The following is a 12547-nucleotide window of genomic DNA, read 5'->3' as shown; positions in this document are numbered from 1 at the left end:
GAACCTGCTACTGCTCAAGCCCACCCACCACATAGACCGATAAAGTTCCCATGGCCTACTCACAAGTGCTCATCCTCAACTCCGGCGGTCTACGATCATTGGTCGCCACCGCGGTCACCCTGCAAGATGCCATCAAAACCCGCGGCTCACTCCTGCACATCATTGATGGACGCGAAAATAACATCGTGCGCTCAGCTCATCTTCAATCGCAAGCCGACCACTTCAGCACCCCGCGCGTGATTGAGATCGACCTGCCCCATCTCTTCGGGCATGGACACGGCAAACAACCTGATGGTAGCCCCATGGGATCCCTAACCGCGCCACAGTATCTTCTTGCGGCACTGCAGCAGGCGCGTTTTCTTCAGTCCGAACGGATCATTTGGCCATGCTCGTTTAATCAAGACATGAAAACCATCGCCCGGGCTACCGAACAGATGTTACTGCTTGATCATCTTGCAGATTTGGAAGGTGTACCGATGCCGCGCATCGAAACACCATTGATTGAGCTGACCGACAAGCAGATCATCGAACTGGGGGCGCAGCTTGATGTGCCTTGGCAATTTGGCTGGTCGTGTTTGACGCAAAACCCCAAGCCTTGCCGTGCATGCCCTGCTTGTTTAAGACGCAAACAAGCCTTTCAAAGCGCGGGACTAATCGACCCAGCATTCAATCCTGATGCTGTCACCACACAAATCTAAACTCGACAATCAACATCACCCCATAGACATGTAAGTATCGCCCGGCTTATTCACCCGGCTTTGGTCGCGCATCAGGTGGTATCGGCGCACCCGACGGCGATGGCCCCTCTTCCTTCTCTCGCGGTGCCCTGCGTTCCAACATCCACATCGGCTCACGCTCTACCTCTAAACCACTCTCCGCAACCGATTCAAGTTGAGATTGAATCAGTACATTCTTTTCTGCGATACGGCGAGTCAATTCTGACCGCAACGTGTTAAGCCGAGCCTGCATCCGATCAATCTGCAATTGATGCAGCTTTGTCCGTACATCAAAATGCAACTCCAAAACAAGACCCAATTCATCATTCAACTGCTCAGCAAGCACTTGATCATTCACTGCCATAGCTTCTCGATATTCCGCCGCAAGCCTGCGGGCTTCCGAGATCAACCGGATATCTTCAATCCGAAGTTCAAATGATTCCGGATCAAACTTTTTAAGACGAAGAAAAACGCCCAAGCGAGGAAAACGCCTGTGTAGCATCTGCGCCACTTCGCGCGGCTGTTCCTCAAACTTCTTAGCAAGTTCTTTCGCAAGATCTGGATCAAATGCGCCGAGAATCACAATCGCCTCACGTACCTCCCGATCTTTAAGCTCCGGCCGCATGAGATGATCACGTGACGACCGGCGATCTCCGCTGGGCTTGGCATCTCGGCGCTCGCGCGGCTGTCCTGACCGATCTTCCGGACCATGTGGACCGCCATCCATCGGCTGAGCAGACAAACTACCCGCTAGCCCAATCGTGCTAATCATCAGAGAAAGACACAGGTTTTTCAGTTGTTTTCTCATCTTGCTTGCCAATCTACACATGGTTTCCACCACCCCGCTCAATCATCATTGTACAGCAGAAACGCACAACGTCTGACTTAAAAGTACATCTGATTTTGCAGTACGAGTTGTTGGATTTCATACTCCGTCACCGCCATGTCCATCGCTTCTTCCTCAGTCGGCAAGCCCGCCTGAATATCCACCATATCCATCTGGAGTGCGAGCAGCTCAAGCTCACTGCCCATCCGCTGATCGAAGCTATAGTCATCGACATCAGCCACATCGAATGACGTTTCACTGGACAGCGCGGGGATGGAGGCCAGACGTTCATCAATCTGCTCGATCGTTGGCCCCTGCGCTACCCCCGGTGGAGGCACACGAATGCCTTGCCAGTCCGTGCTTTGGTACACCACAAACGCAAGCGCACTGAAGCCAATCACTGCCGCAAAAGCAGCCACACGCCGAATCGTTCCAGGGTTGATCCGATAGAATGGACGTGGGCGTTTCGCTTCAAAACCCGGCAACGTGCGTGTGATGATCATGTCCGCAAGATAGCCCATATCTTCATCATCATGCATCGCCTCATCGAGTATGTGCTGAAGCTCCGGATCTTGCTGTTCCGCTTCTTTCATCGCCGCAGCATCTTCGATGTTCATGGATGCAGACGATAATGTGTCATCAAGATCATCGTATTCGTGTTGTTCTGATTTATGTTTATCAGTCATCGTTTGTTCCCCCTTTCGGGGTAATCTTGCTACGGCATCCATGCGCGATTGAACGATCCATCTTAATGAAAACTTTATCATCTTCACTTTATCTAACACATGGTTAGACCGTACTATTTCATCTCGTTTCAGGTCAGATCACCTTATGACCCTCACTGCATCTGCCTGATCTTTCATGGCTCAGGCTCCTTGGTCTCCATTATCTCACGCAACTTCTTGAGTGCACGGTGAGAACGTGCCAACACTGTGCCAAGCGGCTGCCCAAGGGATTCGGCAATCTGAGCAAAACTGAGCCCCGCAGTATGCCGAAGATAAATCACCTCACGATCGGCTTCATTCAATTTCGACACGGCCACTTGGAGCTGTGCAATCTGCTCATTGCGGCTGATAACCTCTTCGGGACGAGGCGATTGCGACGGGCCGCCCATGAGTATTGAATTTTCATCGCCGGCCCAACCAACGTGCCCCGTCTCTTCTCTAGCCGCCGCTCCCGGAGACATATCCGTGGGCTTTGCCTGCCGCTTACGGCGGCGCATCTCGTCTCGCAGTCGATTCATCGCAATTCGAAATAACCAAGACTCAAATCGGCCGCGTTCGTCGTATCCCTTGCCCTCGAGTAGTTTCTGTGCCACGGTAACAAAGGTATCCTGCGTCAGCTCTTCGGCTAACTCGCGGTCTGTACAGGACTTGAATAACAGCCCCATGACCCGCGGCGTGTACCGGCGGACAAGCGATGACCAAGCAGAACCATCTCCCGCAGCAGCCTGCTGGAGCATTTGGTCCAGCGCGACATCAGGTGATTGCGGTTGCGGTGCGCTTGTGCCCATATTGCTTTCCTGAAGCATAACGTCGCCCACAGAAGGGTATTGCATCCGATTGACTGGATCATGGGCGTTATGACATGTTTTTAGCCGAAATAGGCAATTTTGTCATGCAGAATATTCGTGATTGCTGCCTTCGGTAGGTTAATCCGAGAAAAAAAGGTACCGATATATTGTGGGATCGCAACACATTTCACAGCGGAGGAGGAACATCTTCATGTCTATACGCCTAAAACTAAGCGGAACCATTATCGGACTTGTGCTCCTGCAACTCACTACCATCTCTGCAACATGGTATATCTTGAACAGTCAAAAATCGGATGGGTTACAAATTAACCTCGCTGGCAGGCAACGTATGCTCAGCCAAAGAATGACCAAAGAAGCACTGTTGCTCGTCACATCCGGACAAGACGACAAGCTTATTGCGTCACGCAGAGAACAATTCGCGCAAACCGTCAATCTGTTCGATCAAACATTGAATGCACTTCTTAATGGTGGCGAAACTCTCAACGGTAAGATGCAATCCTGCGCGGTACCAGCCGCCCAAGATGCCGCGGCCATTACAGCCCTGACTGAAGGTCAATCATTGTGGCAACCGATTCATAAAAACCTCAATCCATTGATTCATTCAAACATCGACCCAAGCAGCCAAGCTGGACACAAAGCGGTCGCCCTTTTGTCTGAGCAGAACGTTTCGCTGTTGAAGGTTATGAACAAAGCAACCGGCGCCTTTCAATCCGCCTCTGAAGCGAAGCAAGCCATGCTCACATGGATTCTGCTAATTGCCGCATGCAGCGCGATCATGTTGGCTGCGATTGCGTATTGGATGGTCGTCTCAGGTATCGTCCGCCCCGTGAGCAAATTGGTTGAAAAAATCAGAGACATTGCCACCGGCAGCGGTGATCTAAGCCAACGTGTGGATGAAGGCCGCAAGGATGAGCTGGGCATTCTTGGTCGTGATTTCAACGTACTGGTTAGCAAGATCGAACAGGTTGTGATTGCTGTCAACGGCGCAGCGTGTGAAGTGGCAAACACTGCGGCAGAAATTTCCCAATCCAGCGCGGAGATGATTGATGGTATGGGCCGCCAAGGGCAACAGATCAATCAGATCAATACCACCATGGATGAAATGACCCGGGCAGTCGTTGAGGTTGCACAAAAGTCTGCTGATGCATCAGAAAATGCTTCCCGTTCCGGAACCCATGCCGAGCAAGGTGCTGCTGCTGTAACACAGACCATTCAAGGTATGCAGTCAATCCGTAAGGTCGTCGGACAAAGTGCAGAAAATGTCGAGCAACTTGGCAAACGAAGCGAGCAGATCGGCGAGATCATCAAAGTAATCAATGAGATTGCAGATCAAACGAATTTATTGGCTCTTAATGCCGCAATTGAAGCTGCACGTGCTGGAGAACACGGGCGGGGGTTTGCGGTTGTAGCTGATGAAGTCCGTAAACTAGCCGACCGCACAACCGGGGCCACCGATGAAATCGCACAATCGATCGAACAAATTCAGCAAGACACGGCCAACGCAGTAGCACAGATGAGTGAAGGCACAGAGCGCGTCCAAACCGAAGCAAAAAAAGCGAGCGAAGCCAGCGGCAATTTCGAGATGATCGTACAAAGCACGCAGGAAGTAGCGATGATGATTCAGTCCATCGCCGCGGCGGCTGAGCAACAGAGCGCCTCCAGCCAAGAAGTCAGTAAGAGTGTTGAAGTGATCACAATGGCTTCAAAAGAAACCGTCGACGGCGCAAGCCGTACCGCAGACCGTGTCACACAACTTGCAGATAAAGCAGATGAACTCAAAGAAACTATTCAGCGTTTTGGCTTGCATGCTGAAAGTCGCGTTGAAAAAGTAGCCTAACATGTCGCACATCATTTGAATCCACCAAGCAGAGATAGATTATCTCTGCTTTTTTCGTAGCGTTATTGAAATACAAACTAGAAACGGCTATCCCATTCGGCTTGGAACTGATCAAGGAAGCCTTGAAGGTAGTCGTGTCGCTGCTGTGCAATGCGCCTCGCAGACGGCGTGTTGATACGGTCCTTGAGCAAAAGCAGTTTCTCGTGGAAATGATTGATGGAAGAAGAACGGGAGGATTTGTACTGTTCGAAAGAAGCGTGGTGGGTGGGAATCTCATCTGGAAGATGGATGGGTGAATCGTGTGCACCGCCGTAGGCAAATGTGCGGGCAATGCCAATCGCGCCGAGCGCATCGATACGATCAGCATCTTGAACGATCTGTGCTTCAAGCGAATCAGGGGTAGTGTCGACCTTGGCGCCTTTGAAGGATACCTGCGCGATGATGTGGAACAGTGTGTCGATAGTCTCTTGATCAAGCGAAAGTTCAGTAAGTTTCTCTCGCAGTGTCAAAAGTGATTGATCCGGGTTGTCCGTGAGTTTGAAATCAGCATAGTCGTGTAAGAGCGCAGCAGCTTGGACCAAAAAAAGTGATCCGCCTTCGAGGGATTGCAGGTACGTAGCGAGTTTGAAAACACGCTGAATGTGAAAGTAGTCGTGGCCAGTGGTGTCGGCAGCATGATGTTCGGCAACGAGAAGATCAATTTGCGAGATGATATTTTGCTGTATAGTGGTCATGGGCATGATTATAAAACAAAGCTGCCGCGGGTGGCGACAGCTTTGCGTGTGTGATTTCTTGCTGTGGGTTAAACCCGTGGCTTGCGACGACGCTTGAGCATGGCGAGGCCACCAAGTGCAAGTAACGAAAGCGACGCGGGTTCGGGGACGAGAGGCGATGCATCAACGTTGTCGAACCAAAGAGCATAACCATTCGTGACTGCCGAACCAACAATACTGAAGTTGCCAGTGTAGCCAAAAGCGTAAAGGCGAAAACTTGTTTCTTCAGTCAATGCCGGCAGAGATGAGAGATCAAACAGTCTTGGCTTACCAGTGTTGCCGTTGAGGGTTGAAGGGCCGGCTTGCGCGGCAATGTTATTGGTAAAGTTGTCGAGTTCGGTACGAAGCACCATGTGATTCGTTGAAACACCATGCCCATTGTGATTTGCCGCCTGCAGAAGCAAGTCGTTGACATCAAGCTGAATGCCGGCAGCGGGCTTGATAGAAAACTCTATATAGTGCGTTTCGCTGAAGGCGGTGGGCACACCACCAAACACCATTGAAAAACCGGGAGGGCCAACACGTGTGTACCCTGAATAGGTAAGGTCACCAGCTTCAGCAAGAAGCGTATCGGTTGACTGCCCTTGAAATGGATCGGTGGTGCCAGGCTGCGGGATACTCGGGTTCCACCAGATGCGTTGGACAATATCAGCCGAACTCATGTTTGGCAGAACAAATAACATTACCGACATGGCAGTACACGCCAGAGCTTTCATCTTCATCTTTGTTTCCCTCGCCTTCCTGAGAAAGGCAGCGTCTTGGTAGACACTGTTATATACAGGCCAGAACATTCCTAACCTCCACATGAAAAGTACTCACACACACTCATGGATGCAATAATATTTCAACAACTAAAGGAATTTAATCGTCGTTTTTTCGTTTTCTCGCCAATCCCCTACGCACTCGATGCACGCTAACAGAAACCCATGGCAAACTGGGTAAATGCGGCATGCTAGAGAGACGTACCGCGCAACTATATTTAACACATACGACGGCGCTTGATCAGCGCAAGCGAGCCAAGCGAAAGCAATGCAACCGACGCGGGTTCAGGAACGATATCAACAGAGTTGAGCGCTTCGACCGCATCGAGATCGAGTCCTGCAACAGGTGCGGGCGTAAGAATGGCATTACCATCATCAAGTTTGACGAAACGGTATTGTGCGGTGGGTGATACACCAGTTGCGGCGCCAATGTCGAACGACGCGGTGACCGATGCGGAGCCGATGAAAATCCATGACCCATTTGAGCCATCGACACTGATGCTTAACTCATATGTATCGGGATTACCGACTTCGAAGATACGGATGTCGTCACCTGCGCCATCGATGAGTGCGTTGTCCGTGAATTCAAGGATAATAGAACCACCATTACCGAGGGAGACATAGCCTGCGGCTGGCGTGACAGTGCCATCCGGTCCGCCGATGGCGAGTGCAGGGTCATCGACGTTGTCGCCGACGTTTGAACCTTCGGTGTAGGAAACAACGGCATCAGCGTAAGGATCTCCAATCGCAACAGGTGCGGCGTCCGTGGTTACGGTGAGGGACAAAAGTATCAACGCAGCAAGAGCGGCGAGACAGGCGGTTTTCATCTTTCTTCTCCAAAACGAGGTCTTATTTACAGGGTTCAACACAGCAATCATAACTTGACGGTCTGCTAAGATAGCAGCGCAAGTTTTAACAGGCTACTTGCTTACCCACGAGCGCTCAAGCGAGAAGAAAGCAAATATGGAGATTTCCCAACCAAATACACAACGTTTCGAAATTTCAATAATTTGGGGAAGATGGTGATAATAAAAACATAGGTAATTTAGGAAGCCCAACGACGTTTAAGCATAGCCAAAGAACCCAGAGCAATAAGAGAGAAAGATGCAGGCTCGGGAACTGCACGGTCAAAAGTAATATGATCGATGTAAATACGTCTACCCCCGAAATAAAGTTTGGTGAAATAGCCTGTGACCGTAACAGTTGAGTAATTGTTTATTGCGTTTGCTGGCGTTACAGAAATGCTGGCCCCGTTACTCGTCATGCCATCAAAGGCAGCGAAGTCGTTGGAAATTAGAAGATCAGAGGCAAATTCATTAACACTAAGATTGACGATCGTTTTAGCGTCGAATGCGTGATAGCGAAATGTTACTTGACCAAAAGCCGGCATATCATTTGAAGACGCTTTAAGCCGAAAGTTATTGTTAGGCTCAAGAAATTTCCCTGTGCTAAAGATTGGGTCGGGGTCATGTACATAGCCGGTGGCGGCCTGGAAGGTATCGGGAGTGGTGTATGCAGCGAAAACGCTAAGAACATTACCATTGGAAAAGAGTGTACTGCCAGATTGGTATTCGATATCGGGAAATGTGTCGAAAGTAATAAGATCCGCCTTGGCAGATATTGAAATAAAAGCAAAAACCAAGAATACGTAGACGCAGCGCGTAGCATCTTTCATAAGAAATCCCTCTAAAATATGTGACGTAATGATTGGACCACGAAGTCAGTTCAATACAGCATTGATGCAGAGTCACTCTTCACAAAGGTGGATAAAACCAAGACTATATTATTAATCTACATTTAATCATTTAATTCACACGTTATTGAATTTGGGGCCTCACAACAACAGGGATTACCCTATCCAAACAATAAAAATCATCCCGCATGGCGTTTAAGTGCACTTGGGCAAACTGGAAAAGGCCGCGATAATACCACTATGAGTGAACCATCAAACCCAGCGGCGCTGCCTGGCAGTGAGATTGATTTTCGTGATGCACAGGCGGTGGCGGATGTGTTGTTAAACGCAGCCAAAGCACACCTCTCGCATCCTCGACTTAAAGGCAGCGTTGTCGTACTCAAACAAAAAATGCGTGGCAGCAACAACATCGGCCGCGTGGTTATGACCGGCGACCTGCATGATCATGGCCAAAACCTGATGCGCATCCTAAAGTACGCCAACCCTGCTAAACGTCGAGACGATTATCTTATCTTGCACGAAGTCATCCATGGCGAGAACATCACCAACGATGTCGACCTGTCGGTGCGCATGCTCGTGCGAACCGCCGCACTCAAGCTGATGTACCCCGAACAAGTGCTCATGCTTCAATCTAACCATGAGTTAGCCCAGCGAAACGGTGAGGGTATCCTCAAAGCGAGCGGCAACCAGATCAAGCAGTTTGACGAAGGTTTGGATTATCTGTTTGGTAATGACTCTGAAGTCGTACGCCAGGCAGTAAACAAGTATGTGGCGAGCTTGCCACTAGCGGTGCTATTGCCTAACGGTGTGATGTGTTGTCATTCACTACCGAGTCCGAGAAAGATGGATGCGTTTGATGCGCGGGTACTAACACGACGGTGCAGCGATGAAGACCTTGCTTCCAAAGGTAGTGCACATCTGATGGTCTGGGGACGACGGCACTCCGCAGAGCAAGGATTGAAGCTCGGCAAGATGTGGGGGGTCAAGCAATTTGTCATGGGGCATCAGAAAGCGGAAATGGGCTACGAGGAAGAGGGGGACAATATGCTTATATTGGCCAGTAATCATGATCATGGGGTCCTCCTGCCGATTGAGCTAGACAAGACCTACGATCAGGAAGCACTGGTAGGGGCGGTGGTGCGGTTGGGAGGCGTTTTGTTAGATTGAATCCTGATTGTGGTCGGTGGCGTTGGCAATAAGATGAATAGACAAAACGGTTATCGGTCAAGCAGGAATAGGCTGCGGCTGATGTTGGTTTTGTCTGCGATAGTAGAACTGAACACACGATCATGTTGAAAGGAACAGATCATGGGGCCAAAGAGAATGTTTGTGTTGATGGGTGCGGTGGTGCTAATGAGCATGCTTGCCTTTGTGGTTGTAGAAGCTGCCGACAAACCTGCAGCCGAAGCAAAGGTCGTTGCTGATGTAAAGGCACAAATGGACGAGCATGGCCATAAAGAACATGGCGAGAAGATGCATGAAAAAGACATGCACGACGGCATGAAGATGAATGCCGAGGGACAAATGATGGAGCCGGGCAAAACCCCGGAGCATTGGAAAGGCATGAAGGGGATGGCTGAGGGCAAGGATATCCTTGGCAGCTTGACCGAAGCAATCGCTGTGATGCAGCCCACCGAAGGCAGCACCACCAAGGGAATGGTACGGTTCAAGGAAGTCCCGAAGGGTGTGATGGTTGAAGTCCATATTGAAGGGCTTGAACCAAAATCCGTACACGCAATCCACATCCATGAATACGGCGACATCAGTAACCCTAAAGGCCTCGCCACCGGCGATCATTACAACCCACAAGATCATCCCCACGGTTTACCGGGCAACATGGACCGGCACGCCGGCGACATGGGCAATCTTTATGCTGATGAGAAAGGCACCGCACACAAGGTTTTGCTGATGGACATCATCACGATTGGCAAGCCATACAATCCAGTAATTGGACGCGGTGTGATCATCCACGCATCAAATGACAAAGGCACACAGCCTGTAGGTGATGCCGGTGGACGTATTGCCCAAGGCGTGATCGGTGTGGCCAATCCAAAGAGTATGGCGGGCATGTCGATGACACCGACCGAAGTACCCGCGATGGAAATGATGCCAGCCGAAAAGATGGACGACAACAAAGATAAATAAACGAATCATCTAACTGATCGTATTGATAAAGCGACTCTGCTTTTGCAAGGTCGCTTTTTTATATATGAATCAATCTGATTTCAACAACCTATTCAGGCAAGATGCGTCGCAACAGTTTGCGTATTAGGCGGTGTGATAACCCCACGCTCAGTGATCAAAGCTGTAATCAATTCATGTGGCGTAACATCAAAAGCGGGAGAGTATGTTTTAATATCATCCGGCGCGGTTTGATTGCCAAATCCCTTGGTAATTTCGGAGGCTGCACGTTCCTCGATGGGGATATGCGATCCATCAGGGATCGCCAAGTCAAACGTCGATGATGGCGCCGCTACAAAGAAAGGGATCTTGTGGTAGTTGGCAAGAACAGCAAGATTGTATGTGCCGATCTTGTTGGCGGCATCGCCATTGGCAGCAATACGATCCGCGCCAACGATGATGAGATCAATCTTGTTTTGCTGCATGACATGGGCAGCCATGTCGTCACAAATGAGCGTCACATCAAGACCTGCCGCGTCAAGTTCAAATGCTGTAAGGCGAGACCCCTGCAATAACGGACGGGTTTCATCAGCAAAAATACGAAGTGGGATCTGCTGTTGTTGAGCGGTATACATGGGCGCGGTAGCGGTACCAATCCCTCCCGTAGCCAGCGCACCAGCATTGCAGTGCGTCAATACACCAGCTGGCGATATTGAATCATTTGTAAAGGCCGGAACAGTCTGCTTGAAATACTCAAGCGCGTGGCTGCCGATAGCAACGCACATCTGTTTATCTTCTTCGTGAATCCTTTGCGCTTCAGCAAGTAATGCTGCAGGTAAATGATCTGACAACGAACGCATGCGATCAATAGCCCAAAAAAGATTGACTGCGGTAGGACGAGACGTCGCTAAATAATCCGCTGATTTTTGAAAACGGTCTTCAGCGGCCATCGCCGCAAGAGGTGAACCGGCAGGAGGTTCCTGGGCACCGACGACCATCCCATACGCAGCCGCGATACCGATAGCTGGCGCGCCGCGTACAACAAGGCGTTTAATTGCATCCCAAACCTGCTGAACCGTCTTGCAGTCAAGATACTTTTCTTTTGTTGGCAACACCGTCTGATCAAGAAGGCGGAGGTGGCCTGTCTCAGCATCACCAACCCATGCAATATTCGTGAGTAATTCCATACGAACATGATAGCACTCATCTCTCCTCGCGGAAAAGATACAAAAAAGGACCGCAAAGATGCGGCCCTTAAAGGAGAAAATCAATAATTGGAATCGTGTTTATTTGCGACGACGCAGCAATGCCAAACCACCAAGGCCAAGCAGCGCGAATGATGCGGGTTCTGGCACAGTTTCGACTGCAGAAAAGTTAGTAAAGTTTGGTGTCAGGTATGCGAGTGTATCCGCACCGTCATTGATACCTGCATATGGATCGTGTTTCTGTGCAAATGCAAGGCCAGCGGTACCGCCGCTCAGCAGGTTGGCGTTGTCAATCGTTGTGGTAATGCTGTGGCTGGCGGTCGTCCAAGTCGCACCGTAGTCGTGTGACTTTGGATTGTTGAGAGTCAAGGTTGCATCAGCGCCAGACAGCTCGAGGATAAGTTCAAATTCAATCTCAGTATTTGTGTAATTTGCGTTTGCGTTGGGGAAGTAGTCTACCCAGAACTTCGCATTGTTCAGCGAGTTACCATAAGTGGCGTTACTGTAGGAGAAATCGAGGCTGATTTGATAGCCGGTTGTATCGGAGCCGGTATAGAATGGATCTGCGTTTGGCTCGAAACGAACACGACCCACAACAGCTTCGCCGCTGGCTTGCTGGCGAGCAAAAACAGAGATGTGTCCATCGTTTTCAATATTGGACATAGTAAAAGTCGTGGAGATGGTACCGTCAACCAAACCTGCCGTTGGCGCAGCAGTATAAACAGAGTTGCCGTACCAAACAGCGTTGCCGACACCACTACCGTTTGACTTAAGGCCATTATTTCCAGCGAAAGACCAATCGGCACTTGCATCTTCAAGCTTAGTACCGCTGGCGTAATCCAGGGAATCTTGGAAATCAACGGCTGCCTGCGCGGTGTAACCTGCAAACAATGCAGTTCCCATCGCTACCAGTGCTGTTGTTGTTAGTTTTGTGATCATAAATATGTCCTCTCTTAAATGATTAAGACTTTCTACCAACTCCTGCTTACATCACGACCGTGATGGATAACAGATAAAAAAATTCAAACTTGCAGATCAGAGATGATCATGTTGATGCCTGATTCACAGTACCTCGAAGTTT

Annotated in this window: 13 protein-coding genes; 4 read left to right on the top strand and 9 right to left on the bottom strand. The window is 49.9% G+C overall.

Going from position 1 to position 12547, the window contains the following annotated elements; genetic code table 11:
* The first annotated feature begins 50 nt into the window (after nt 1-50).
* A complete protein-coding gene (locus ACQ6WK_RS00490) occupies nt 51-698 on the top strand; it encodes a 7-cyano-7-deazaguanine synthase (protein WP_432798778.1) in 648 nt (215 codons plus the stop codon).
* Nucleotides 699-744: 46 nt separating this feature from the next.
* Here ACQ6WK_RS00490 and ACQ6WK_RS00485 read toward each other — a convergent pair whose 3' ends face one another.
* The 3 genes from ACQ6WK_RS00485 to ACQ6WK_RS00475 form a co-directional block, all read right to left on the bottom strand.
* The gene (locus tag ACQ6WK_RS00485) at nt 745-1524 is read right to left on the bottom strand and encodes a hypothetical protein (RefSeq protein ID WP_432798777.1); all 780 of its coding nucleotides are present in this window, start codon (nt 1522-1524) and stop codon (nt 745-747) included.
* A gap of 77 nt (nt 1525-1601) precedes the next feature.
* Complete coding sequence (locus ACQ6WK_RS00480) at nt 1602-2228, bottom strand: hypothetical protein (protein WP_432798776.1); 627 nt, start codon at nt 2226-2228, stop codon at nt 1602-1604.
* Nucleotides 2229-2401: 173 nt separating this feature from the next.
* Nucleotides 2402-3055 (bottom strand): RNA polymerase sigma factor, encoded by a 654-nt coding sequence (locus ACQ6WK_RS00475; RefSeq protein WP_432798775.1) that lies wholly within the window; start codon nt 3053-3055, stop codon nt 2402-2404.
* A 211-nt stretch (nt 3056-3266) separates the two neighbouring features.
* Here ACQ6WK_RS00475 and ACQ6WK_RS00470 point away from each other — a divergent pair, with 211 nt between their 5' ends.
* Nucleotides 3267-4913, top strand: coding sequence for a methyl-accepting chemotaxis protein (locus tag ACQ6WK_RS00470; protein WP_432798774.1), 1647 nt, complete (start codon nt 3267-3269; stop codon nt 4911-4913).
* Between the two features lie 77 nt (nt 4914-4990).
* Here ACQ6WK_RS00470 and ACQ6WK_RS00465 read toward each other — a convergent pair whose 3' ends face one another.
* The 4 genes from ACQ6WK_RS00465 to ACQ6WK_RS00450 all read right to left on the bottom strand — a co-directional run bounded on the left by ACQ6WK_RS00465 (nt 4991) and on the right by ACQ6WK_RS00450 (nt 8122).
* The gene (locus ACQ6WK_RS00465) at nt 4991-5647 is read right to left on the bottom strand and encodes an HD domain-containing protein (RefSeq protein ID WP_432798773.1); all 657 of its coding nucleotides are present in this window, start codon (nt 5645-5647) and stop codon (nt 4991-4993) included.
* 68 nt (nt 5648-5715) lie between these two features.
* Nucleotides 5716-6408, bottom strand: coding sequence for a PEP-CTERM sorting domain-containing protein (locus ACQ6WK_RS00460; protein ID WP_432798772.1), 693 nt, complete (start codon nt 6406-6408; stop codon nt 5716-5718).
* A gap of 257 nt (nt 6409-6665) precedes the next feature.
* The gene (locus ACQ6WK_RS00455) at nt 6666-7274 is read right to left on the bottom strand and encodes a PEP-CTERM sorting domain-containing protein (protein WP_432798771.1); all 609 of its coding nucleotides are present in this window, start codon (nt 7272-7274) and stop codon (nt 6666-6668) included.
* A gap of 218 nt (nt 7275-7492) precedes the next feature.
* Nucleotides 7493-8122 carry a PEP-CTERM sorting domain-containing protein gene (locus tag ACQ6WK_RS00450; RefSeq protein ID WP_432798770.1) on the bottom strand — a complete coding sequence of 210 codons (630 nt, stop codon included), beginning with the start codon at nt 8120-8122 and terminating at the stop codon, nt 7493-7495.
* Between the two features lie 258 nt (nt 8123-8380).
* On the opposite strand from ACQ6WK_RS00450, the gene ACQ6WK_RS00445 reads away from it, so the two are divergent.
* Nucleotides 8381-9307, top strand: a complete 927-nt coding sequence (locus ACQ6WK_RS00445; protein ID WP_432798769.1) for a metallophosphoesterase — start codon at nt 8381-8383, stop codon at nt 9305-9307.
* Nucleotides 9308-9448: 141 nt separating this feature from the next.
* Nucleotides 9449-10285, top strand: coding sequence for a superoxide dismutase family protein (locus ACQ6WK_RS00440; protein WP_432798768.1), 837 nt, complete (start codon nt 9449-9451; stop codon nt 10283-10285).
* Nucleotides 10286-10377: 92 nt separating this feature from the next.
* Here the strand turns inward: ACQ6WK_RS00440 and mtnA are convergent, their stop codons facing one another.
* Both mtnA and ACQ6WK_RS00430 read right to left on the bottom strand, forming a co-directional pair.
* Nucleotides 10378-11448 (bottom strand): S-methyl-5-thioribose-1-phosphate isomerase, encoded by a 1071-nt coding sequence (mtnA, locus tag ACQ6WK_RS00435; protein WP_432798767.1) that lies wholly within the window; start codon nt 11446-11448, stop codon nt 10378-10380.
* A gap of 99 nt (nt 11449-11547) precedes the next feature.
* Complete coding sequence (locus ACQ6WK_RS00430; RefSeq protein ID WP_432798766.1) at nt 11548-12405, bottom strand: PEP-CTERM sorting domain-containing protein; 858 nt, start codon at nt 12403-12405, stop codon at nt 11548-11550.
* Nucleotides 12406-12547 lie beyond the last annotated feature (142 nt).

Origin of the sequence: Poriferisphaera sp. WC338 (genome assembly GCF_050931845.1) — a bacterium.
Lineage (GTDB): Bacteria > Planctomycetota > Phycisphaerae > Phycisphaerales > Phycisphaeraceae > Poriferisphaera.
This window is presented reverse-complemented; position numbering and strand designations above follow the sequence as displayed.

Excerpts from the sequence above, each read along its gene's own strand:
- ACQ6WK_RS00450 (WP_432798770.1), bottom strand. The coding sequence starts at position 8,122 with ATGAAAGATGCTACGCGCTGCGTCTACGTATTCTTGGTTTTTGCTTTT.
- ACQ6WK_RS00470 (WP_432798774.1), top strand. The coding sequence starts at position 3,267 with ATGTCTATACGCCTAAAACTAAGCGGAACCATTATCGGACTTGTGCTC.
- ACQ6WK_RS00460 (WP_432798772.1), bottom strand. The coding sequence starts at position 6,408 with ATGAAGATGAAAGCTCTGGCGTGTACTGCCATGTCGGTAATGTTATTT.
- ACQ6WK_RS00445 (WP_432798769.1), top strand. The coding sequence starts at position 8,381 with ATGAGTGAACCATCAAACCCAGCGGCGCTGCCTGGCAGTGAGATTGAT.
- ACQ6WK_RS00490 (WP_432798778.1), top strand. The coding sequence starts at position 51 with ATGGCCTACTCACAAGTGCTCATCCTCAACTCCGGCGGTCTACGATCA.
- ACQ6WK_RS00440 (WP_432798768.1), top strand. The coding sequence starts at position 9,449 with ATGGGGCCAAAGAGAATGTTTGTGTTGATGGGTGCGGTGGTGCTAATG.
- ACQ6WK_RS00455 (WP_432798771.1), bottom strand. The coding sequence starts at position 7,274 with ATGAAAACCGCCTGTCTCGCCGCTCTTGCTGCGTTGATACTTTTGTCC.
- ACQ6WK_RS00480 (WP_432798776.1), bottom strand. The coding sequence starts at position 2,228 with ATGACTGATAAACATAAATCAGAACAACACGAATACGATGATCTTGAT.
- mtnA (WP_432798767.1), bottom strand. The coding sequence starts at position 11,448 with ATGGAATTACTCACGAATATTGCATGGGTTGGTGATGCTGAGACAGGC.
- ACQ6WK_RS00475 (WP_432798775.1), bottom strand. The coding sequence starts at position 3,055 with ATGGGCACAAGCGCACCGCAACCGCAATCACCTGATGTCGCGCTGGAC.
- ACQ6WK_RS00485 (WP_432798777.1), bottom strand. The coding sequence starts at position 1,524 with ATGAGAAAACAACTGAAAAACCTGTGTCTTTCTCTGATGATTAGCACG.
- ACQ6WK_RS00430 (WP_432798766.1), bottom strand. The coding sequence starts at position 12,405 with ATGATCACAAAACTAACAACAACAGCACTGGTAGCGATGGGAACTGCA.
- ACQ6WK_RS00465 (WP_432798773.1), bottom strand. The coding sequence starts at position 5,647 with ATGACCACTATACAGCAAAATATCATCTCGCAAATTGATCTTCTCGTT.